Source organism: Streptomyces sp. NPDC002935 (assembly GCF_040611295.1).
Taxonomy (GTDB): domain Bacteria; phylum Actinomycetota; class Actinomycetes; order Streptomycetales; family Streptomycetaceae; genus Streptomyces.
This window is the reverse complement of record NZ_JBEXNW010000006.1, coordinates 218178-239966: the sequence shown is the minus strand read 5'-3', so window position 1 is coordinate 239966 and position 21789 is coordinate 218178. Positions and strand designations below refer to the sequence as shown.

At 67.8% G+C, this 21789-nt stretch carries 17 protein-coding genes; 7 read left to right on the top strand and 10 right to left on the bottom strand.

Going from position 1 to position 21789, the window contains the following annotated elements; translation table 11 throughout:
• Positions 1-960 precede the first annotated feature (960 nt).
• From ABZX90_RS10565 to ABZX90_RS10555, 3 genes are all read left to right on the top strand, one after another.
• The gene (locus tag ABZX90_RS10565; RefSeq protein ID WP_355203348.1) at positions 961-2244 is read left to right on the top strand and encodes a phosphatase PAP2 family protein; all 1284 of its coding nucleotides are present in this window, start codon (positions 961-963) and stop codon (positions 2242-2244) included.
• A gap of 310 nt (positions 2245-2554) precedes the next feature.
• A complete protein-coding gene (locus tag ABZX90_RS10560; protein WP_351131251.1) occupies positions 2555-3118 on the top strand; it encodes a GNAT family N-acetyltransferase in 564 nt (187 codons plus the stop codon).
• Between the two features lie 1018 nt (positions 3119-4136).
• Positions 4137-4352 (top strand): hypothetical protein, encoded by a 216-nt coding sequence (locus ABZX90_RS10555; protein WP_351131249.1) that lies wholly within the window; start codon positions 4137-4139, stop codon positions 4350-4352.
• A gap of 107 nt (positions 4353-4459) precedes the next feature.
• Here ABZX90_RS10555 and ABZX90_RS10550 read toward each other — a convergent pair whose 3' ends face one another.
• Complete coding sequence (locus ABZX90_RS10550; protein WP_351131248.1) at positions 4460-5362, bottom strand: PIG-L family deacetylase; 903 nt, start codon at positions 5360-5362, stop codon at positions 4460-4462.
• Positions 5363-5658: 296 nt separating this feature from the next.
• On the opposite strand from ABZX90_RS10550, the gene ABZX90_RS10545 reads away from it, so the two are divergent.
• Entirely contained in the window at positions 5659-7962 is a 2304-nt protein-coding gene (locus ABZX90_RS10545; protein ID WP_355203343.1) for a helix-turn-helix domain-containing protein, read from the top strand.
• A gap of 389 nt (positions 7963-8351) precedes the next feature.
• Positions 8352-8681: a GNAT family N-acetyltransferase gene (locus ABZX90_RS10540; RefSeq protein WP_355203340.1), complete on the top strand. Its 330-nt coding sequence runs from the start codon at positions 8352-8354 to the stop codon at positions 8679-8681.
• Between the two features lie 172 nt (positions 8682-8853).
• Here the strand turns inward: ABZX90_RS10540 and ABZX90_RS10535 are convergent, their stop codons facing one another.
• The 3 genes from ABZX90_RS10535 to ABZX90_RS10525 form a co-directional block, all read right to left on the bottom strand.
• Positions 8854-11274 carry an RICIN domain-containing protein gene (locus tag ABZX90_RS10535; RefSeq protein ID WP_355203337.1) on the bottom strand — a complete coding sequence of 807 codons (2421 nt, stop codon included), beginning with the start codon at positions 11272-11274 and terminating at the stop codon, positions 8854-8856.
• 248 nt (positions 11275-11522) lie between these two features.
• Entirely contained in the window at positions 11523-12548 is a 1026-nt protein-coding gene (gene denD / locus ABZX90_RS10530) for a D-erythronate dehydrogenase (protein WP_355203334.1), read from the bottom strand.
• A 702-nt stretch (positions 12549-13250) separates the two neighbouring features.
• Positions 13251-13745 (bottom strand): hypothetical protein, encoded by a 495-nt coding sequence (locus ABZX90_RS10525; protein WP_355203331.1) that lies wholly within the window; start codon positions 13743-13745, stop codon positions 13251-13253.
• A 78-nt stretch (positions 13746-13823) separates the two neighbouring features.
• Here ABZX90_RS10525 and ABZX90_RS10520 point away from each other — a divergent pair, with 78 nt between their 5' ends.
• Positions 13824-14774, top strand: coding sequence for a hypothetical protein (locus ABZX90_RS10520; RefSeq protein WP_355203328.1), 951 nt, complete (start codon positions 13824-13826; stop codon positions 14772-14774).
• 112 nt (positions 14775-14886) lie between these two features.
• Here ABZX90_RS10520 and ABZX90_RS10515 read toward each other — a convergent pair whose 3' ends face one another.
• The 5 genes from ABZX90_RS10515 to ABZX90_RS10495 form a co-directional block, all read right to left on the bottom strand.
• Positions 14887-15885 (bottom strand): patatin-like phospholipase family protein, encoded by a 999-nt coding sequence (locus tag ABZX90_RS10515; protein ID WP_355203325.1) that lies wholly within the window; start codon positions 15883-15885, stop codon positions 14887-14889.
• 318 nt (positions 15886-16203) lie between these two features.
• Positions 16204-16806: a TetR/AcrR family transcriptional regulator gene (locus ABZX90_RS10510; protein ID WP_355203322.1), complete on the bottom strand. Its 603-nt coding sequence runs from the start codon at positions 16804-16806 to the stop codon at positions 16204-16206.
• 472 nt (positions 16807-17278) lie between these two features.
• Positions 17279-18574 carry an ArsB/NhaD family transporter gene (locus tag ABZX90_RS10505; protein WP_355203319.1) on the bottom strand — a complete coding sequence of 432 codons (1296 nt, stop codon included), beginning with the start codon at positions 18572-18574 and terminating at the stop codon, positions 17279-17281.
• 287 nt (positions 18575-18861) lie between these two features.
• Positions 18862-18987, bottom strand: coding sequence for a hypothetical protein (locus ABZX90_RS10500; RefSeq protein WP_355203316.1), 126 nt, complete (start codon positions 18985-18987; stop codon positions 18862-18864).
• Between the two features lie 267 nt (positions 18988-19254).
• The gene (locus ABZX90_RS10495; protein ID WP_355203313.1) at positions 19255-19668 is read right to left on the bottom strand and encodes a hypothetical protein; all 414 of its coding nucleotides are present in this window, start codon (positions 19666-19668) and stop codon (positions 19255-19257) included.
• Between the two features lie 238 nt (positions 19669-19906).
• On the opposite strand from ABZX90_RS10495, the gene ABZX90_RS10490 reads away from it, so the two are divergent.
• Positions 19907-20965, top strand: a complete 1059-nt coding sequence (locus tag ABZX90_RS10490) for a helix-turn-helix domain-containing protein (RefSeq protein ID WP_351131230.1) — start codon at positions 19907-19909, stop codon at positions 20963-20965.
• A 53-nt stretch (positions 20966-21018) separates the two neighbouring features.
• On the opposite strand, the gene ABZX90_RS10485 is transcribed toward ABZX90_RS10490, so the two are convergent.
• Positions 21019-21576 (bottom strand): TerD family protein, encoded by a 558-nt coding sequence (locus ABZX90_RS10485; protein WP_351131281.1) that lies wholly within the window; start codon positions 21574-21576, stop codon positions 21019-21021.
• Positions 21577-21789 lie beyond the last annotated feature (213 nt).

Below are 21789 nucleotides of genomic sequence, written 5' to 3'. Positions count from 1 at the left end.
AGCCAGCCACGGGTTCTCGACATCAGCCTCCGACTTTTTTCGGCTTTCGTGGATGAGCCTGGGTGCGCCGTGTCGTCATGCCGCCGCGTCGTCGTACCGCCGTGTCCGAGCCCACCGCATGGCGCGAGGTCCCGGCGGAGCGGAGCGGAGTGAGATCGTCCAAGATCCTCGACGTCACGCGAAATCCCCCGGCCCCTGCCCGACCATGCTCCCCCGTCGGCAGCCGATGCCCACCGCGACGACTTCGCGCCCGCGCTCTCCAGCGCGCCACCGGCATACCCGGGACCAGGCCGAGCCAGCGGGCGTCCGTGATCGTGTCAGCGATCCGACCCAGAACTCCGCGCTCAGGGAACGGATCCCCCGGCGGGACGATGGGGTGACGAAGGTGACCGAGTTCTGGTTCGCGCCTGGCGATCTCTCGGCCGGCCCCTCGGCATGACGCGATCGAACGGCTGCGCGCGCCGCCGGCTCGGGAAGCCGAGGTGCGCGATGTGGTCACTGCATTGAGCCGAGGGCAGGCGAGACGCCGTCCGGATCCTGCTGCTGCCTCGACCGAACCCTTGTGCGTCATACCTGGCACAAGGCAGGATTCGCCCCTGGTTCATTCCTCGTACACGCGTTTTAGCACCACTGGGTAACCCGTGACGCTCTCGATGCCCGCCAGGCGTCGAGAGATTCCCGGTCATCCCGAGACTCCGAACCGTCAAGCGCAGGATCAGCCGACTTTCATGTCAACCACGACCAGCTAAACCCACTCTTACCGCTCAGATAACATGATCGGCCTCACGGTGATCACCCCGATCACCCGTCCTTCACTAGAAACCATGCCATCTAGGACGAAGGGTGAGCTACCAACCAATATCTAACAAATCGGCCAAACAATTGATACCTATAGCATCGCGGGTGTTTTCGCGAATAACCCGCAGAATTCCGACCGCCATGTGGCGTCATCCGCAGGCGATGCTGTACGCCACGGTGGGCGTGGTGGCCCTCGGATTCCTCATCACGCTGGAGTTCGCCGCGCGGCAGTACGGCCTACCGGGGCCGATCACCAACCAAGTGCGAGAGGTGATATTCGCCCCTAAATCGGGTCCTCTCCTGTACGCCAGCATGGCGTTGATGATGGTGGTGCTCACCTGGCGGCAACGGTTCATCGCGGCCGGTGCGGCGATCGGCATCGATGTCGCGTTCTTCCTGGTCCGGTGGGCGGTCGACGCCAAGATGATGTTCGGCAACGGCGCATTGTGGGTGATTCTGGCCTACGCGGTCATCGCCGTCACGCGCCGCACCGGCCGGGAACGCATCCTGCTGCTGAAGGGCGTCGGGCTGGCCTTGCTGCTGGTGACCGGCCGCAAGACCGGCGACGCCTGGCTACTCATCACCTCGAAGACCCGCCCGGCAGTGCTCGACCAGTACGTGGCAACCGCCGATCACGCGCTGGGCAACCCGTCGTGGCTGGTGGGCCGGATCGTCAGGACCACCGGCCCGATCGGTGCCCATGTTCTCGACTACGTCTACATACAGCTCGCGGTGGCCGCGGTCATCGTCACGCTCTACCAACTACGTAACGTCGCGGCAGAACGCCGCTTCCCGCGCCACCATCTGGTGCGCACCTTTTTGGTCATCGGCCTCCTCGGGCCGGGCATCTACATGATCTTCCCTGTGGTCGGACCGATCTTCGCCTACGGCGCCGACGGCGGCCACTTCGCGGTGGCCGACCTGTGGCCGAACACCCCGCCGCCGATCACCACTCCGCAGCACATGCCGTTCGACGAGATCACCCCACGCAACTGCATGCCCAGCCTGCACACAGCGTGGGCCACCGCGATCTTCCTCCATTCCCGCAAGGGCCCACGGACACTGCAATTCGCGGGCGCGTTCTGGCTGATCGCCACACTCGGCGCAACGCTGGGCTTCGGCTACCACTACGGCGCGGATATCGTTGCCGGCGTCGTCTTCACGCTCACGATCGAGGCGGGTCTGCGCTCGCTCGCACGCGGCTGGGACCGATCAGGAATTCAACTCGTCGCTCACGGCGCGACGGTCTTTGCCGCACTCTTGGTCTCGTACCGCTATCTCCCGATGAAGATGGCCGAACATCCATGGGTGTTCGGACCACTTGTCATCCTGGCGATGGCCTCTGTGATCCACCGATACATGCAGACGACCAAACTGTGGGATCCGAAGGCCGCGCCGGCGCAGGCACCGGAACCACAACTCGAGCCGCAGCCCGAACTGGTTTGAGTCATTTTGCATCAGGGTGTGGGCTGAGCTGCTTCCCGGTCAGGGCCGGGAAGCAGCTCACACGGGACGCAGGCGAGACTCCTGGCCGTCGATGACCCTTGGACCGGCGTGCCGAAACCCACCCCGCAGGGGCTGCTGTTCGGACGATTTCGGGCCATGCCGCAGACGCGGGGTCCGGCACCCACTCCACTCCCCCAAGCCCTTCGAGCAGGGGGACTCCAGCCGCGTTGACGTCGGTCACCGACGAACGTCGCGCCGGGCCGTGTAAAGCCGTTGAACCGCCCGCTCTGCCTTAGGCATGATCAACTCTGTGGACACCTACCTGGAGAGCGAGCGCCTGACCCTGCGCCGCTTCACTACCGACGACGCGGACTTGCTGATCGAGTTGGACAGCGACGCCGCGGTGATGCGCTATCTGACCGGGGGCAATCCGACCGCCCCGAAGATTGTGCGCGAGCGCCACCTGCCTAGCATCATCGCCGGATACGAGAGGTGGCGCGGCAATCTTGGGCTGTTCGCCGCGCAGGAGAAGGACAGCGGCGCTTTCATCGGCTGGTTCTGCCTGCGTCCCGAGCCGCAGGGCCCGCTGGACGAGGTCGAACTTGGCTACCGGCTGCGGCAGGCGGCTTGGGGTAAGGGTTATGCCACCGAAGGCTCGCGGGCTTTGCTGGGCAAGGCGTTCACAGGGCTCGGTGTGCGCATGGTCTGGGCTGAGACGATGGCCGTGAACCACGGTTCGCGCAACGTCATGGAGAAGCTCGAAATGACGCTCGCGGACACCATCCCCACTCCCCCCGACATGGAGATGGTCGAGGGTTCCGAGCACGGGGGCGTGCGGTACGAGATCACCAAGGAACAGTGGGAGCAGCGGTAGCCACTGTGCGAACGGAGGTGGATGGCCGCCTTCTCGCCGGTGCGGCCGCCTCGTACGGCCCAGCCTGTAGCGGCGGCCTCGCACCCGTCGTGCATAGCCGGTCCAACACCTCACACAGCGAAGCAAGTTCGGACAGCTCCGCAGACAGGTGCGGCAGGTCGACGTCCTCACGGCGGCGCTGTAGAACGTCGATCAGGGAAGAGGGCACGCGAACGCGAACCCTGGTTCGTGATCAACAGCTTCGAGAACCCTTTGTCATCAAGGGTCCCGTTCGGGCAACCACGCACGGGACAAGCAGGTCATCAGGGCACGTCCGCGTGCGAGTTGCTCATCTCGCCGCGTGATAACGAACGCGCCCTGGCCGCTACGACGGGAAACACTCCGCCGATACGATGGACCGTTGTGCGGTTTGCAGACGCATCCATTTCTGCGAAGCCTGCCCGGGCCGCCGGCCCCGTCGGTCTCGGCCGTGGCCAGCCGAATCCGCCGACGAAGCACCGTCGGATCACCGTGCCTTCCATCGGTCCCGCCGCCGCCCCGCGAGCCGCGCCACCGCATAGCCGTTGCACAGGCTAACCAAAGGAGTCCGCGGGGATTCTCACGCTATCCGATTGGCGATCGATCAAGAATTGGCACGGCCGATTAAGCTGGTCACCGCTGACCTGCGAGATCTCCACCAGGCTGGACCAAACAGGGCGCACGCACCATTCGTCACGAACCGCTGGACCGCGCGCCCAAGATTTCCCATCTGACGGACCTTCATGTGATGATGATCGCCGCCTGACATCGGGGATCTGTCGCCTCTTCCGGAATCGCGGGAGACATGAGGCGGGCAAGGAAAGCCATCCGCCCAAGCGCCAGAACTCCATCGAATTTCATTCAGCGAATGTCGATTTGTTTGCGCGAAGGGGCTCGGACACACATGCAGGACAAGACCTCGACAGGAGCCCCGGCAGGCGACCGACGCCTGTCCCTTCCGGTTCCGTCAGTGTCTGCGAGAGCCCAGGGGGAAGGCGCCATGACCGAAGCGCATCGCTCCCGCGCCGGCATCACGGTCGCGTGGAGGGCGCTGATCTTCCTGCTGACCGCGGCAGTCGGCACGCTGGTGGTCTATCTGTTCTGGGTCATCACCATGATGGGTGGTGGCTGGTATCTACTTGCCGGCACTGTCGTTCTCTGCGGGCCCGTCCCTGTGCTCCACCTGATCACACGGCGCCAGAACCAACGGCGATGACGTGATCCCGCCTCGCGATTCTTTGCCGTCGCCATCTCTGCTCCGCGCGCTCCCCGTCAGTTCCTCCTGGACTGACGGGGAGCGGCGCGGAGCGGAGCCGGCGAGTACTAACTGATCGGTCCGGTCCTGTAGTTCGAGGGGAGGGTGTACACGAATTCGCGGGGGTCGCTGTGTGCGCGCTCCAACTTGTCGGGGACGCTGTGGTAGCCGAGGGCATAGAAGTTCCGGCTCGGGTCCCAGGTGTTGTAGCAGTAGATCGCCTTGCGCTTGATCGCCATGTGGGAATCCGGGATGTTCAGCACATAGGATGCGCCGTTTGCGCGCGTCTCCAGCGGGCGGTCGTACGCGTAGACGTGGTTGAAGCGGGCGTCCGTGATCGTGCCGTCATTGAGCAGCCGGTAGGCGACGTCGCTCAGCGCCTTGTGCGTATCCGTCACCTCCAGCCACCCGGCGGTGAATTTGTGCGAGGCTCCGGGGTACTGATCGGCGAGCGCCCTGACCTTCTTCTCCACCGCCTTCACGAAGTTGCTGAAGTTCGCGGGCGAGTTGTACGGGGAGTCGCTCAGCTTGAAGTTGATGACTTTGTCGACGCCCAGGGTCTTGGCCGACGCCATGAACTCGGCGGTCCGGGCAGGCACGATCATGCTCGTCCCGTCCACCGGCCACGACAGATTGTGGTGACCGCCTGCGGCGCACGGATGCCGGGAATCCTCCGTGGTGAGCGGGCACGGGTCGGCGTTCATCTTCACGGCCAACTTGTCGTTCTCGCCCCTGGACACCAACACCAAGTACACGGGCCTGCCAGCGGCCTTGTGCTCCAGGATCGACCCGGCCAGGCCGAGCGCCTCGTCGTCCTGGTGGGGGGAGTAGAAGATGGCCGGCGGTTTCGCGGCGGCCGAAGCCCCGGTTGCCCAGGCCGTGTTCTGCGCCGCCACGGCCGCGGCAGTCCACGCCCCGGTCGCGAGAACCCGGCGCCTCGACACATTCACCCTGCCGTCATGCGTACTCATGTCTTCTCCCCTGGTCTTGCAGTGGTCGGCCGTGCGGTCACGGGCACCACGTGGCGATGGCCACCGGCACCCACACGGACGAGCGGAAGGCGGCGCGGAGCCCCGGAACGGTCGTGGACCGAGGACACGCCGACCTTGACGAAACAGCGCCCCGAGGAGAGCTCCCCGCGGACCTGAATCCCAGTCGACCATCGCCATGCGCGGCTTCCCAGGCAGTTCCACCCGCGGAAACACCGTCCGCCATACTTCTGCCGGTAGTTCGCCTCCGTTCCGTACAAGGCCGATCGAGGGACGCCATGGACACCGGTACGCCGACCGAGGGAGACCTCGGGCAGCAGCTGCGCGAACTCCGCGCCCGCGCAGGACTCAGCCAGGAGGATCTCTCCCATGCCGCCGGTGTGAGCGTCCGCGCGCTGGCGGATCTGGAACGCGGACGGACCCGGGGGCCGCAGCGCCGCACCGTGCAGGCCCTTGCCGACGCTCTCGGGCTGGACCCCGCCACCACCGCAGAGCTCGAACAGGCCGCCAGCCTCGGACGCCCCCGTCCCAGCGCGGGGTGCGCGGCCCCCAACGCCCTGGCCCTGCCGCGTGACATCCAGGACTTCACCGCTCGCGGCCCGGCTCTCGACCGACTGCTCGCCCTGACGCGGGAAATCGACCCCGCCAATCCTCCGGTCGTCCTGGTCTCGGGGAAACCCGGACTCGGCAAGACCTCCTTCGCCGTGCACGCCGCGCACCGCCTCGCGCCGCACTTCCCGGACGGGCAGTTCGCCCTCGACCTGCACGGTATGGACCCGGTGCCGACCACTCCGCGCGACGCGCTCGCTCGCCTCCTGCGCGCGGTGGGCGTGGCCGACAGCGCGATCCCGGCCGAAACGGAGGACCGGGCAGGACTCCTCCGATCCGTGATCCGCAACCGCCGTCTGCTGCTTCTGCTGGACAACGCGGCGGACGAGGAGCAGGTCCGCCCGCTGTTACCAGGAACCGGCCCCTCGCTGACGATCATCACCAGCCGCCACGCTCTGGCCGGTCTCGCATCGGTCCACCGAACCGAACTCGGGCTGCTGCGACGGGAGGAGGCGATCGAACTGCTGACCCGCATCATCGGCCTCCGGCGTGTCCAGCAGGAGCCTCAGGCCGCCCGCGACATCGCCGACCTGTGCGGCCACCTCCCGTTGGCCCTGCGCATCTCCGGGCAACGCCTCGCCGCCAGACCCCGTGAACACCTCTCCCGCCTGGCCGCCCAACTCGCCCAGGAAGGGCGCCGCCTGGACACGCTCCAGGCCGGCGGCCTGCAGGTGCGGGCCGCCTTCGCGTTGTCGTACCGGCAACTGGCCCCGGTGCACAGGCGCTTGCTGCGCCGCGCCGCACTCGCCGCCGGGCCCGACTTCAGCCCCGAGACCGCCGCTCTGCTGGCCGATCTGCCACTCGCCCAGGCGGCCCGGTACGCGGAGGACCTGGTGGACGCCGGGCTCCTGCAGCCCGACGCCGCCACCGAGCGCTACCGCTTCCACGACCTTCTCAAGCTGTTCGCCGCCGAACAGTCGGCCGCGGAGGACAGCACGGATATGTGCGACGCCGCCCAGGACAGGGCCGCCCGGTGGATGCTGCGCCGGGCGACAGCGGCCGCGCTCCGCTTCGACGCCGACCACCACCGGAACACACCCGATGGCGATCCGGATCCGGCCAGTGCGCCCGCCGACCGTGAGGAAGCGCGCGTCTGGCTGGAGGCCGAGCGCTCCCAGTGGCTCGCCGCACTGCGCCGGGCCCATGCCGCCGGCCACCACCAGCAGGTCATCGACGCGGCTGAGGCCATGCACTGGTTCTCCGACCTGAACCAGCACTGGGAGGTGTGGGTGGAGGTCTTCCAGCGCGGTGTCGACGCGGCGCGTGCTCTGGGCGACGGGCAGGCTGAAGCCATCCACTTGAACTACCTGGCCTGGTCCTACAACGTCTGCGTCTACGACCACCACGCCGCTCTGATGGCCGCTGACGCCGCCCTCCAGGTGGCTCGGGCGATCGGGGACGAGCTCCAGGTGGGCTGGGCGCTGGGCTACGGAGCAGGGGCCTTGGACCGGCTCGGCAGGATCGGCGAGTCCCTCGACCGGCTCCGTGAGGCGGCTGCCTGCCTCGGTACCCAGACATCGGTCCAGGGCCGCCTCGGCGAGCTCACCGTTCTGAACACCCTGGGCACGATTCTGCGCCGGCACGGCCGGGCCGAGGAGGCGCTGGCCATTCACCGGCGCTGCGAAGCGATCTGCCACGCCGGGATGCCGGGGCAGCCGACCGAGCTGATGGCGATGTACCAGGCCACGGCCCAGCAGCAGATCGGCAACGACCTTGCGGCCCTGGGCCGCTGGAGCGAAGCCGAGCCGCCGCTCCGGCAGTCCCTGGCCGGCTTCGAGGCCGCGAAGATGCGGGCCTGGAGCGAGCCGGCCCGGCTCGATCTCGGACTGGTGCTCCGCCGGCTGGCCCGCTACCAGGAGGCCCGCGAGACCCTGCTGGCCGCCCGCACCGGACTCGGCGAGGTGAACAACCCGCGGGAGGTCGAGGTCGCCGCCGAAATCCGTGAGCTCGACAGGCTGACCGCAGGTTCCTGAACCCTCCAGGGCGTACGGGAGGTACGGGAGCTCTTCGGCGGGGCTGGCTGAGTGGCTGGAGTCCGGTCTGCGCCGGCTCTGGCCAGGGCCTTGGATACGGCCGCCGCCGTCAGGTTGTTGTTGCCCGGTTCCCGCAGGGACGCCTCCGACGTTGTCCTGCAGAGAATTCGCCGAGCGTTTAGGCACGGCATAGCATCGGCGGATGTTGTCTTCCGAGCCTCTTGAGCGCGATGAGCGGGACCGCCATGCCTTCATGGTGGGTGAATTGGACCTGACTGAAGAGGCGACGGCGGCAGCCGTGCATCAGGATCGGTCGTCGTGCGTACGCGGTCGAGGCCGACCTGATCGGCTTTGATGGCATTCCCGCCCTGCGGGAGAGCGTTGAAGAGATGCAGGCCCAGCCTCTGCGTTGGCTCGGGGCGTTGACGAACGACGGACGGATTGCCGCCTTTGTCGCCTGGCAGCTGCCGGCGGGGGAAGGTGTCCTCGAGATCGACCGTGTGTGCGTGGATCCCGCATGGTTCCGCCGGGGCCTGGCGTCACGATTGCTCGCTCATCTCCTGACCGACCTGGTCCCGAGCGGACGGGTCCTGGTGAGTACCGGTGCCGACAATCTTCCGGCGGTCGCCCTCTATGAGCGCCTCGGGTTCTCCCGCAGCGGCACCATCGAGCCGGCCCCTGGGCTGCGGGTGGCTCAATTCCTACTGATCAGGGACTGAGCCGCGCACAAACGCCATCACCGCCGTCCGTCCCCGGGGACACACGATGACTCCGGTGATCCCTTGCCTCCGAGGCGCTCTGCGATATTCAGTCAACCCAGACCACCACGGCCATCCCTCGCCGGCCGGCGACGTCATAGAAGTTCTGCAACAGAGCGAAGTGGGCTCGGCCTCACACGAACCGCCACAAGTGGTCGGCCGTGCCGTTGTCGTCGAACTGAACCACCTGCGCGCTGTTGTCGGAGGACATGCGGTCCACACCGAGGACCTTGCCGCTGTTCTTGTTGCGGATCCGGTACCAGCCGTCGCCGTCGCCGTCGCCGACCAGGGTCCACAGGTGGTCGGCTGTTCCGTTGTCCTCGAATTGCACGACGATCGCGCTGTTGTCCATGGACATGCGGTCGACGCCCAGCACTTTGCCGCTGTGGCCGTTGCGGATCAGGTACCAGCCGTCGCCCTTGTCGACGAGCTGCCAGGCGTGGTCGCCCGTCCCCGTGTTGTCGAACTGCACAACGCGTGCACTGTTCTCGGTGGACATCTGGTCGACGGCGAGGACCTTGCCGCTGTTCTTGTTCGCGATTCTGCGGAACGGTGCTTCTGGCGTCCAGGGCCGTGCGTCGGGTGTCGCCGTGGGAAAGGACGTGATGCGAAGTCGCGCCGCGCCCATGGGGATGAGTGTGACCGTCTCGATGGGAGCGTCGCTGCGGGCGGGACCGTCCTGGAGCGGCGCCACGACATGTTCGTCGTCCGCGACCCACTCCTGGATTCGCCGGGCTTGCGCCGAGATGTACAGGGGCGTGGTGCCGGGAGTGAAAGGCTGGGCGGGTACGGCCGCACCGGTCTGTGTGGGGATCAGCGAGGTCTCCGGGAGGAGGCCGTAGTTCCATGCGGTGGTGGCGTGGACCTCGTATGCGGGGAACGTTTCGTCTCCCGCATAGCGGTCGTATCGTTCCCCGATCTTCAACGAGTAGGTGAGCGGGCCTCGTTCGACGCTGACCGCGCCGTGCTGGCCGGGCCAGTGGCGCAGTTGGGCCTGCTGAGGGAACCTCAGACGCACGACGTCGCCGTCGCGCCAGGTCCGCTCCACCCGCGCCCAGGACGGGCCGTCCGACGCCACTGCTGAAGTGCCGTTGACGCGTAGCTGGGGACCTCGGCACCATCCGGGTACACGCAGTTGCAGGGGGAAGCGCACAGGGTGGGGCGTCGAGATGGTGAGGGTGACCGTGTCCTTGAAGGGATAGCCCGTCTCTTCGGTGATGGTGACGGTCGTTCCGCCTGCGACCGTGGCTCGGACGGTGCTCGGTGCGTACAGTGCGGCGGCCAGGCCGCCGTCGGCACTGGCGAGCCAGAGTTCCTCGGTGAAGTACGGCCAGCCCATACCGTAGTTGTGGGGACAGCACCGGTACTGGTCGATGCCGGCTTGGAAGGCCTGCATGGCGAAGCCGTTCTGGAACTGCCCTTGCGTCTTGAGGCGGTTGTCGAGGTCGACGCTGTTGGCACTGGTGATGTAGTGGACGGACTTGCCGTCGGGATCGAGGGAGGCCGGGAGCATGTTGAAGGCCAGGTCCTCACAGCGATCCGCCCACACCGGGTCCCCGGTGATCCGTGTCAGCAGCTCGTGGCTGGCCATGAACTCGACGATGCCGCAGGTCTCGAAGCCCTGTCGGGGGTCCGCGAATCCGGGCCTGAAGTTCTCGTCGCCGGCCATCCCGCCGCCGGGGAACCTGCCGTACGAGTTCATCACGGCGTCATAGGCACGGTAGGTGGCCCGCGTGAGGTCGGCGGAACCGGTCAACTGGGCATACTGAGCGGGCTCCCGGAACCCCTGGGCGATGTTCACGTTGTGCCGAGTCGGTGTCGCGCCGGTCCAGTCGGCGCCATGGGTGTGCATCTTGGCGGCGAGGTCGAGCAGGAACGCCTCGCCCGTACGGCGGTAGAGCCACACGACGACGTCGAGACCGTCGCCCCAACGGTAGGACACCCAACTGGTGTTGAAGGCGCCCGGCCCCTGGGCGTTCATGTAGCGGAGGAATCGGGTGAGGAACGGCGCCACCCGCTGGTCGTGGGTGTACTCCTCGTGGGTACGCAGGGCCTGCAGCAGCGGCAGGAAGGGCCAGAAGTCCGGACCGCCGTTGAGCGCGGTGCGCAGGGCACGCGGCCCGAAGAATCCGTCGCTCACCTGGGTGGCGAGGATCGCGTCCACCCACGCGCGGGACCGGGTCAGCGCGTGCTGATCACCCGTAGCGATCGCCAGCGGTATGTAGCCGCGCAGCCAATACGGCAGTTCCTCCCAGGCGTTGTGCTCGGGATGCACCCAGCCCGACGTGGAGAAGTCGAGGAAGTGAGAGAGGCTTTCGTATCTGCCACAGAGGCCGTCGAGCTGTAAGCGGAGTTGACCGGCGAGCCAGCCACGGGCGCTCACGCTGCCGGGCGGCAGCTTCTGGAATCTGTCGGGCGTCTGGGTGTCAGCCCGCGGTTGAGGCGCCGCTGCCGCGGCTCCTGTGAACGTCGTTCCGAGAGCCGTGGCCCCGAGAGTGAGGGAGCCCATACCGAGGAGTTTCCGTCTGCTCAAGGTCCGTCTGCTCAATGACATGCAGGTGACCTGCCTTCCAAGAGGGGTCGACTTGCAGCGCGACAACGTTGTCTCCAGTCATCGGACAACGTCGGATCAGCCAGATGCGGGTCCACGGCGTCTCCTCTGAGGAGGAAGCGCTGCGGCCTTCTACAACGTTGGAAATGGTGCCGCCGACATGACAGCACGGCCGGGTCCGCCTGTCCAGAGTTCACGCGCACCACGGCGAACACCCCACGATCACCCGGGCGATCACCCGAGCGGTGTCATCATTCGCCCGAACTCCGAGGAGCGGTGACCGCGTCGGGGTGATCGGCGAGGTAGGCCTCGACCACTGACAGGAAGCTCGGGTCGGGCTCCAGACCGAGTGCGGCGGCGCGCTGGTTGTCGAAGACGGCGGGCCACGAACCGACGACAGCCTCGATGGCAGGGTCGGATGTGATGGTCACCAGGTCCGCGGTGGCGGCGCCGGCCACCTGACGCAGCGTGGCGAGCATCTCGGCGACGCGGACTGTGAGTGCGGGAAGGTTCACCGGCAACCGGCCCTCCAGGCGCCCCGGCCCGATGCCGCGCTCGGCCTCGGCGACGCGGAGGATGCCTTCGACGGTGCGGCGAGGCGAGGCCAGGGCAACCCGCATATCAGGGTGCACGGGGCAGGTTGCGGGGAGCTGCGCGAGCGGTTCGCGGATGATGCCGGACAGGAAGCCGGAGGCGGCAGCGTTCGGCCGGCCCGGTCGCACGGCGACGGTCATCAGGCGGGCCACACGTCCGTCGACGAAGCCGCGGCGGGTGAAGTCCGCGATCAGATGCTCACATACGAGCTTCTGCGTTCCGTAACTCGACTGCGGCGCGGGCACTGTTGCCTCGCTGACCACTGGAGGCAAAGGCAACGCCGGGTCAGAGCCATAGACGGCAAGGCTGCTGGCAAACAGCAGGCGCGGCACCGGCCCGCCGGCCAGTGACTGTGCCCGCGCCGCCTCCAGCAGGGCACGCGTGGTGTCAAGATTCGCGCTCATCCCGAGATCGAAGTCCGCCTCGCACTCGGCCGACACCGCGGCGGCAAGATGGAACACCGTGTGAACCGGCGCGGCGAACACCTCGCCGAGACGCTCGGTCAGATCACCGTGCACCACGTCCACGAGCGGGTCGCCCGCCGGCGGGAAACCGGGTTCCACGACACGGTCGACGAGCACCAGCCGGGCGATCGGCGCGCCTGCGAACGTCCGCTTCTGGAGCAGCCTCCCGGCGAGCAGACGTCCCAGGAACCCTGACGCACCCGTGACGATGATCCTCATGTGACGTCTCCTCACCAGTGGCCGACCACAGCACCGTGGACGCCGTCGGGATACACCTCGCCCTCTTCGAGCCAGGCCCACCCTGCAGGTCCGCGTCCTCGGACACACCACAGCAGCTTCCTCGTGCCGCAGCCGATCCACCACACCTTCACCGCCAACTGGCCTGCTGGCCGGGCTGGCCGGGATCTGCCCTGTTCGGTGCCCCGCATCACAACCTTCCAGTTGGCCGGGCTGAGCGTTGTCGTCACCCCGCGGCTGAGGCTGGTGCTGGCGCTGGTACTGGTGACGGCTGAAAACGGCCGGTCGGGCAGTGTCGGGTCGTGCAGGAGCCGGTGGGCTCCCACGGGTGTCCGTGACAGCCCTCTAACATGGACCCCCGTCTGGGGAGGGCGGATCTGTGGGGGCTGGGTGGGGGCTGGGGGACCCCGACGCGGTCCGGAGCGTCTTGGCAGAGGGCGACACCAGCTTCGGGCTCTCGCCGACCTGCGCCTCCGGAAAGGCCCACCGAAGATCGCCCCGGCTCACAGGGATGGCATCCACGCCCCTGAGCCTGACCTGCCGACTCGCACGAGCCAAGTCCCACGATGGCCGTCATCGCGACGTGCCGGAGTTCAGTCGGCCGTCGGCCTCGGACCGTATGTGAGATCTGGCCAACGCCGTGTGCCAGGCCTGCTGCTGACCGCCGGCCGAGGAGTTGGTGTGTCAGCAGAAGCCGACCTCGGTGAAGGCGCACCCACCCCGCGCCACGTGAGGCAGTGCCCGTCGAGATACGAGTGCCGGAGCCTGCCGGAAGTACTGGCGGTAGCCGGATGCGCGGAACTTCAGGTCGAACGCATGCCCTTCGATGTGCCAGAGCGGAAGGTCTTGCCGTCCGTCGTCCGGCACCAGTCGGTGCACGCCATCGATCTCCAGGTCCGGGGACGTGCCCTTGAAGTCGAGGTCCCCCTCAAGGTCCCAAACGTCTTCGAAGACAAGCGTCGCCGGGGCGATCCAGAAGGAGAAATACGTCGCCGGCGGGACCGGGTGGACCCAGCGGACGATGTAGTCGAGGTCGAGGAGAAGGCGCGGCAAGATGTCGTCTGTCGGCTGCACGGACAGACCGTGGATGGTGGCGTCGTGCCAGCCCATCTCCGAGAAGTCGGCGTCGCTCCAGACGCTCTTGGAAAGACCTGATTCCGGGTGGCCGCCAGTGTCCATCCTCGTATCCAACCATTCCCCTTGCGGAACCCCGTCACGGGTTGCGGCCGCACGACAGGAGGCGAGGAGCTGATCCTCTTGCTGGTCGGCCCAGACCTTCCGGCCGCCCGGGTGGTCGAGCCGAGTCCACAGCAGTGGGCCCTTCGCGCCATCGCGATCCTGCTGTTCGCGGCAACGACGCAGACGGCCACCACCTGGCCCTTCGCACCGAGGCACGGCAGGTCTCGAACGCTGTCTCAGGCGCGGCTCGGAGTGTCAGTGGGCGGTGCCATGCTGACTCCGTCAATTCCGCTGACGGTGACCAAAGGTGGTCCGATGCCTGGCGAACGATCCGAGTCCGACCTGACCTCGGTCGGTTTCGACTCTGCGTGGTGCGCCACCGACTTGGGTGAATACCGAACCTGCCGGTACACCTACGAGTACTACCCGTACGAGAGTCTGCCGCCTCTCGACTCCACGCAGTTCACCGGCGCCTTTCAGTGGCTCGGTGGTACCGGCGAACCTGTTCCCGAACAGGTCACGGAGCTCGATCGCTTGGCAGAGGACCTGGCGGCCAGGAACTTGACGCTGCCGCGGGACTTCGTCACCTTTCAGGCCGACTCGAAGCTGCGCCACTCGCTGGACGAGGTCTCGGTAACCAGCTGCTGGACAGATATCTCGGAGCCTCTGCCCAGTCCGGTCGAGCCCGGGGCCTTCCTCGTACGATTCCTGCGGGACCAGCAGGACTGCGTCATCTGGTACCTCTACCTCCGTCCTTCGGGCGAGGTGTTCGTGGTGACCTCCTATCTCGACTACGAGTACGCGTACGAGGCGCAGCGCGCCGGGGACGAGACGGAGTCCAACCTCGACGATCCGGAGGAACAACAAGCCGCGATCCTCTGGTGTGCGCCTTCTTTCGAGGAGTTCGCCCATCGGTTCTGGATCGAGAACCGTCTCTGGCACGCACTCCACGGAAATGACCAGTCCGGGCTCGAGCCTCAGTTGCGTGACTACTTGCGCCATTACACGCCAGAAGGCATGCCCGCTTGACCGCGGGCGGACCCAAGGAGGACGACTGCGACGGGAAGTTCGCCGGAGGCCGAGGACGTCCTGGTGCAGGCTTCTCCTCAAGTCTCCATGCGTGCGAGGGCTCGCGCATCAGTCAGTTGCCGTTGGGCCCTGTGGCGTCGTCCAGGTGGTTGTAGGCCTCGTGGACAGCGGTGCGCCCGGCTTCCAACGCGGTTTCGAGGAGGTCGCCCTCGTGCGCCAGGCGGCCGACCGGCGGCGAGTCCGCGGCGGGGCGGATCGAGACGATGTCCGAGTGGCGGGCCAGGCGGGCGTCGTCTTCGGCCAGGCGGGCGTCGCGGTCGAGGAACACCTGGCGCAGGGCCGCGGGTTCACGGCGCAGCAGCGTCTTGGCGATGAGCGGGGCCGAGCGCGACGGGCGCGCCGTGTCCGTTTCACGCCGGGATCGCAGCACCATGACATGGGTCGCGCCCTGGGCCAGCGCGGTGCGGTACGGCACGGATTCGGAGACGCCGGCGTCGTAGAACCGGCGCCCGCGCAGCATCACGGGGTCGCCCGCCAGGACCGGCAGGGCGGCGCTGGCCCGCAGCGCCAGGCGCAATTCCGCGGCGTCGCCGATGAAGGGCCGAAGGTCGGTGGATTCCCCGGTAGCGGCGTCGGTGGCCAGCGGGTGGTACTCGACATCGCTGGCCAGGATCGAGGCGAAGTCCATCGGCGCGCAGTCCTGGTCGCCGTAGCGGTAGAGCACCTCGTAGAAGGCGTGCAGGTCCACGAGCGGCCGCCCGCGCAGTGGGTTCGAGCGCCGGATCAGCGTTCTGGCGTACTTGGGGACCGCCCAGAAACGCAGTGACTGGGGGCTGGTGCTCAGCAGCCACGCACCGGAGGCGGCACCGGCGGAGGCGCCATAGACGGCGTCGAAGCTGTTGGTGAGTCCGAGTTCGTGCAGCGCCAGGGCCATTCCGCCGGCGATGATGCCGCGCATCCCGCCGCCCTCGATGGCCAGTGCGACGCGGTGCCCGTCTTCGCGTGCGCCGGGTCGGCTGCCGACCCTCGCGCGCTCGGTGAGCACGCGCCAGACCGGGTGCGGCTCCTCGGGTTCGGGCGTCGCGGCATGGCTTGTGGCGGTCGTCGTCATCGTGGTCAGGGCTCCAGGGACTGCTCGGGGGCGGTATCTGCACGCAAGGGTCCGGTACGGCGCGGCGTGAGTGCCACCCCAGGTCCTCTCAGGCACCCGCCGATACTTTACCAACGAATAGCCGCTCACTAGCCGACGGCTAGTGAATTTGGTCCCACTCCGGGAAAGGTCTCGCCCGAGTCGCACCCTTCGCTCCCCGCAGCACACGCTGACCAGGGAGCGCTCCGAACGTTCCGTACCTAGGACGTGGTCCCACCGGGGCGAGGCCGCGTCGTCCGTCGCGGCCAGCACCCGATGGTGGCCGTCACCGACGTCGGCTCACGCGTCTCCAGTTTTCGCGTCGCCGGTTTTCGCGTCGCCGACCTTCGTCTCGCCCGGGACGGCGAGTAGACCACGAACGGTCAGGAGGAGCGTGGCTCTCAGATCATCGTCCGAGAGGTCGGAGAGTTCGCCGAGGCCTTCCAGCATCCACACGCACATCACATAGGCCATGCGTTCCGCCGGCGTCGGTGAGGTGCCGAACAGAACCCGCAGGATGCGGCGCCTTCGCCCGTCGTTCTCGGCGTAGACGCTGGCGGCCCGAATCTCGGGATCGTGCAGGAGCATGGTTCCGAGTTCGCGGTTGCGCACCAGGAAGTCGACCCAGCCGACGGCGTACGCGTCCAGCTTCTCCTGGCGCGAGGGCATGCCCGCCAACTCGTCCAGAAGCACCGTCATTTCCTCCACCGCCGGATCGAGCGCGGCCTGAAGGATCTGCGCCTTGGTCCGGAAGTGGTAGTAGACCGCGGCCTTGGTGATATCCATTTCGTTCGCGATGCCCTGCAACGAGGTCGCTTGGTAGCCGCGGTCGGCGAAGAGCCGCTGGGCCGTCTCGACGATCTGCTGCCGTGTCGCCGCCGCCTGGGCGGACCGGCTGACCACCGGGACGTCGGGCTCTCGTTCGCTGAGCACGTTCGCTTGCTCCCGCTCGGGTCTTGCCTTCATCGGCCCCTGTCACCCACACACCGAACGCCCACTTTACCCTCACTGTCCGTCGACTGGCCATCGGCTAGGAGCTTCCCTGGGCGAAGCCGCGGCGCCCGCCGGGGTGACTCGCTGCCTGCCCCGAAGCACGACAGACCTCACGTCGGCGCTCTGTCGTCACCGGGAACACGCACGGGGACGTGGAGCGGCGGGCGGGCAGGAAGCGCCGTACTCAGAGCGCCCAGGTCGTTGAAGCATCCTCGTCACGCCGATATCCCTTTTCCATCAGCGGAGTTGGGCCATATGATCACCAGCAAGGCGGGGTCGTAGCACAGAGGTAGTGCGCCGCGACATCATCTCGGAGGACGTCGGTTCGAATCCGACCGCCCCGCCCCTCTCACCGCGGTCCCCGGTCGACCGCGGCCTCGGGTCAGGCGAGAGCGAAGTAGCGCAGCCACATGTAGCCGAGGGAGATCGCCACCGTCACGGCGGTGACGATCAGGCCGTACTTCGTGAACTGCCAGAAGGTAATGGGTCGGCGGTTGCGTTCGGCGATGCCGAGGACGACGACGTTCGCGGAGGCTCCGATCGCAGTGGCGTTGCCGCCCAGGTCGGCGCCGAGGGCGAGGGCCCACCACATGACGTGGCTGCCGCCGCCCATGGTGTGGACCAGGTGGCTCGTGATCGGCGCCATGGTGGCGACGTACGGGATGTTGTCCACGACACCGGACAGAACCGCCGAGGCACCCAACAGGGTGAGGGAGCCGCCGAGTTCGTTCGTGCCGATCGCATCGGCCAGTGCCCTGGAGATCTCGTCGATCACGCCGGTGTCGATCAGGCCGCCGATCATGATGAACAGACCCGCGAAGAAGGCGAGAGTGGGCCACTCGACCTCGGCCAGGACCTCGCTGGTCTCGGTCCTGGAGACGGCGACGAGCAGTCCCGCGCCGAGCAGGGCGACGATGCTCGGTTCGTAGTGCAGCACCGGGTGGAGGACGAACCCGGTCACGACCAGGGCGAGGACGATCAGACCCTGGACCAGCAACCGGGGGTCCTTGATGGCTTCCCGCTCCTCCAGGGCCATGATCTCGGCGGCGCGGTCCTCGTCGTAGACGAAGAATCTGCGGAACATCACTCGGCACAGCGCCACGAGAACGAAGACCAGCAGCATGGCCAGTGGGGCGAGATGGACCACGAAGTCGTTGAAGGTCAGCCCGGCCCGGCTGGCGATGATGATGTTGGGCGGATCGCCGACGAGGGTCGCGGTGCCGCCGATATTCGAGGCGAACACTTCCGCGACGAGGAAGGGCGCGGCCGGCAGCGCGAGTCGCTCGCAGACCAGCAGCGTCACCGGGGCGATCAGCAGGACCGTGGTGACGTTGTCGAGGAGCGCGGAGGCGGCCGCCGTGAAGACGACGAGCATGGCCATCACCCGGAAGGGCTGGGCCTTCGCCCTCTTCACGGACCAGATGGCCAGGTACTCGAACACGCCGGTCTTCTTGAGCACACCGACGATCATCATCATGCCCATCAGCAGGAAGATGACGTTCCAGTCGATGCCGGAGTCCGCGGAGTAGAAGGCCGAGACGTCGTCGGTCGCTCCGATAGCCAGCATCAGGCCCGCGCCGCCCAGGGCTACGGCGACGCGGTGGATCTTCTCGCTGATGATCAGGGCGTACGCGCCGACGAACACGGTGATCGCGGCCCAGCCGTGCCAGTCGTTCACGGTGCTCCGGTTCCGGCGAGGGGCTGCACCGTCCTGCGCGCGACGCCGAACACCACCACCAGCACCATGTCGGACGCCCCGATCGGAAGACAGAGTGATCCCCTGCTCGCCGACCAGGCTTCCCGGCACACCGCTGGGAACCTTACCGATTCTTGACGCGCCTTTGACAGGTTGTTGCCGGGCACTCCGGAAGGCGTCAGATTGCCGATTCCCGGCAAGGCGCGAGCCCGAGCGGCCGGTGCTCTCCGTTCGGCCGCCCCGCATGCGCCTCGCAGCCCGCGGTTCTCTCAGTCGTGCTCGCCCGGGAACGGCCGTCGGAACGCCATCCGCCGTCGGTCCCGGCGGACCAGGATGAGCGTACTGAGCGCCACGACGGCGAGGGCGGCGGCCAGAGGTGCCATGAAGTACGTCATCTTTGCTCCTGTCGCGCGGTCGCGTGTCGCCCGCTCGGACGGGCGAGGACGTGGCGGGCGTCGGTGCCCCGGTGACGGCCGGAGACGTGCGGGGCACGCCACGCCTCTGCCGGCCGGCGGCGTGTTGCGAGCTCGGCGAATGCCATCAGGTCCAGAAGTCCTTCAGACGTAGAGGAGTTGAGTAGAGGAGTTGAAGCGGGGAACAGGAGGCGGGACCGGTCCCGACGGAGGTGGGCTCGGGCGGCGTGGGCCTGAGCCGCGAGCGGCTCACCGGGGTGTTTGGCGTCGGTCCTTCCGACGGTCGCCGGGCGGCCCGGAGTTGTCGGGAAAGAGTCGGTGCAGGGGCCGTACGAACAGGCAGGTCAGCCGCCAGGCGACGAGCAGCGAACCCGCCGGCGCCAGCAGGTGCAGCACACCGGTGACGGTGCCCGAGGTCGCTTGGACGGTGAGCAGGACGGTCACGGCGACGTTGACGAGCCAGGCGCACGCCGTCAGCAGTGACAACGCGACCGTCACCGGCACGCCGCCCATGCTCCAGGCGCCGAGGTCGGCGTCCGCGTCGAAGCTGTCCACGGTCACGGCGCCGACGGCGACCAGCAGCCAGAAGCAGGCGGCCACGACCAGGGCGGCGGTGAAGAGGATGCCGGGCAGGCCGGTGGCGGCCTCGACGAACGTCCGCATTCCCGGCCCCCTTCCCGCTCACGGCACACCTCGACGGCGCACTGCTCCCCTCCGGGTTCCGGGCCGGGCACCACCTGCCGGTGTCCGGCACCAGAACCCCCGCAGTGCTCCCCGCAGGTCATGGTGCACGGCCGGGGACCGTATCCGCATTGCCGACTCCCGGCAGTGTTCACTAGGGTCTGCATGCCGGTGAGCCGCTAAGAAACCGTCACCGGCGCGTCAAGATTCGGGGGAAGACGTGACCGACCGCGAGAATCCCGTGCGCTTTCTGCACGGCTACGCCGAGATCCTGGCCGAGGTCTCGGCCACCGGTCGGCGCCTCACGCGCGAGGAGATCGAGTCGCGGCGCGTCCTGGGCGAACAGGCCGCGGACGCCGGACACGGGCTGCGCACCCTCATCAGCGAACACCTGACCGCCGCGCGATCCGCCTGGCCGCACGCGCTCGGTTCCGCCGACACCGCGCTCGCCGCCGTACAGCAGGTGATAGACGCGTTCGCCGAGGGCTACGAACGCGCCCAGCGCCAGGCCGTACGCCAAGAGGAAGCCGCGCGACGCGAGTTCATCGACGACCTCCTCTACGGCCGCAGCGATCTGGGCCGCCTCGCCGAGCGCGCCGAACGCTTCGGCCTGCGGCTGTCCCACGCGCACGCGGTCGCCGTCGCCCAGGGGCCGGCCGCTTACGACGAGGGCGACGCGGTACCCCGGCAGGTGGAGCACGCGCTCATCGGCCGCTTCGGCGACCGCAATATCCTGATCACCACGAAGGACGGCCGGCTGCTGTGCATCGCCCCCGGCCATCAGGACGAGATCCTCGCCTACTTCGCCCAACAGGCATACGCCGCCACCAACGGCGGGCATGTCGCCATCGGCCGCCCCCAGCACGGCCCCGGAGGGGTCGTCCATTCCTACGAGGAAGCACTCAACGCCCTTGAACTGGCGGAGCGCCTGGGTCTCGACGAACCGGTGCTGCGCGCCGCCGACCTGCTCGTCTACCCGGTCCTGACCCGTGACCGCCAGGCCATGGCCGACCTCGTCCTGGACGCGCTCGGCCCGCTCACGACGGCCCGCGGCGGCGCCCAACCCCTCCTCGACACCCTCACCGCGTACTTCGACTGCGGCTGCGTCGCCGCCGAGGCCGCCCGCCGTCTGACCCTGAGCGTGCGCGCCCTGACCTACCGGCTGGAGCGCATCCACAAGCTCACCGGCGCCAATCCGGCCGATCCGGCTCACCGTTACATGCTCCAGACCGCGGTGATCGGGGCGCGACTGCTGGACTGGCCCGCGCAGGATCTCTGACGCCCGGCCGCTTCGGCCGTACGTCATCCACTTCGGCCGTACCTCATCCCGCGTCAGGGCTGCCGGACGGTGCCCATCTCCGCGGCGAAGACCGTCGGGCTGCTGTCGAACCCACGGAGCGTCGCGTGCAGCGCCCACCCTCCGGAGTCGCCCCTGGTGAATTCCGCGACCGTCGTCGCGGTCGACCCGGCCACCTGCGCGAAGTCGTCCGTCATCAACTTCGTGTAGCCCTCGACGATCAGTACCCCCGCGTTCGCGATGTCGCCGAAGGTCCGGGGGCCATGTTCTTGATGGATGGCCACACCCACCACGACCCGAGCGTAGGACGACGCAAGCCGGTCGAGCTCCAGAACCATCACCTCGACAAATCCGTAACCCTGGCCCGTCTCGCTGTGCCGGGTCATGTTGATGGTGCCGTCCGGCGACCTGCTCTCGGTGTGGACGACGTACACCGGACGTCCATAAGGATCGTCCACCGAATAGGTCGCCGCGATGATGTCGAGATGGCGCGGCGGCTGGCCCCAGGGACTGGGATCCCACCGCAGCTTCACTTCGACCTTCGCGAGTCCCTTGCCGACACCACTCACCGGACGTTGCCTCCCCCGAACCAGACCCGTGTGGAACGCGTATCCATGGCGTCAAGTATGGCTCTCCGCCGGTCTGTTCGTGCTGGTCGGCTGCTATCGGGTTTCGTCCGGTGGAGTACGGTCCACGGCTTCGGCCAGGCGCGGCCCGGCCGAGGCCATCAAGGGTGTGTGGAAGGCACCGCCGACCGGGATACGGATCGCCCGTGCGCCGGCCCGAGTCGCCTCCTCCGCCTACGT

Coding starts and splice junctions, on each gene's coding strand:
- ABZX90_RS10565 (WP_355203348.1), top strand. CDS start 961: ATGCTGTACGCCACGGTGGGCGTGGTGGCCCTCGGATTCCTCATCACG.
- ABZX90_RS10555 (WP_351131249.1), top strand. CDS start 4,137: ATGACCGAAGCGCATCGCTCCCGCGCCGGCATCACGGTCGCGTGGAGG.
- ABZX90_RS10550 (WP_351131248.1), bottom strand. CDS start 5,362: ATGAGTACGCATGACGGCAGGGTGAATGTGTCGAGGCGCCGGGTTCTC.
- ABZX90_RS10545 (WP_355203343.1), top strand. CDS start 5,659: ATGGACACCGGTACGCCGACCGAGGGAGACCTCGGGCAGCAGCTGCGC.
- ABZX90_RS10540 (WP_355203340.1), top strand. CDS start 8,352: ATGCAGGCCCAGCCTCTGCGTTGGCTCGGGGCGTTGACGAACGACGGA.
- ABZX90_RS10535 (WP_355203337.1), bottom strand. CDS start 11,274: ATGTCATTGAGCAGACGGACCTTGAGCAGACGGAAACTCCTCGGTATG.
- denD (WP_355203334.1), bottom strand. CDS start 12,548: ATGAGGATCATCGTCACGGGTGCGTCAGGGTTCCTGGGACGTCTGCTC.
- ABZX90_RS10525 (WP_355203331.1), bottom strand. CDS start 13,745: ATGGACACTGGCGGCCACCCGGAATCAGGTCTTTCCAAGAGCGTCTGG.
- ABZX90_RS10515 (WP_355203325.1), bottom strand. CDS start 15,885: ATGACGACGACCGCCACAAGCCATGCCGCGACGCCCGAACCCGAGGAG.
- ABZX90_RS10500 (WP_355203316.1), bottom strand. CDS start 18,987: ATGACGTACTTCATGGCACCTCTGGCCGCCGCCCTCGCCGTCGTGGCG.
- ABZX90_RS10495 (WP_355203313.1), bottom strand. CDS start 19,668: ATGCGGACGTTCGTCGAGGCCGCCACCGGCCTGCCCGGCATCCTCTTC.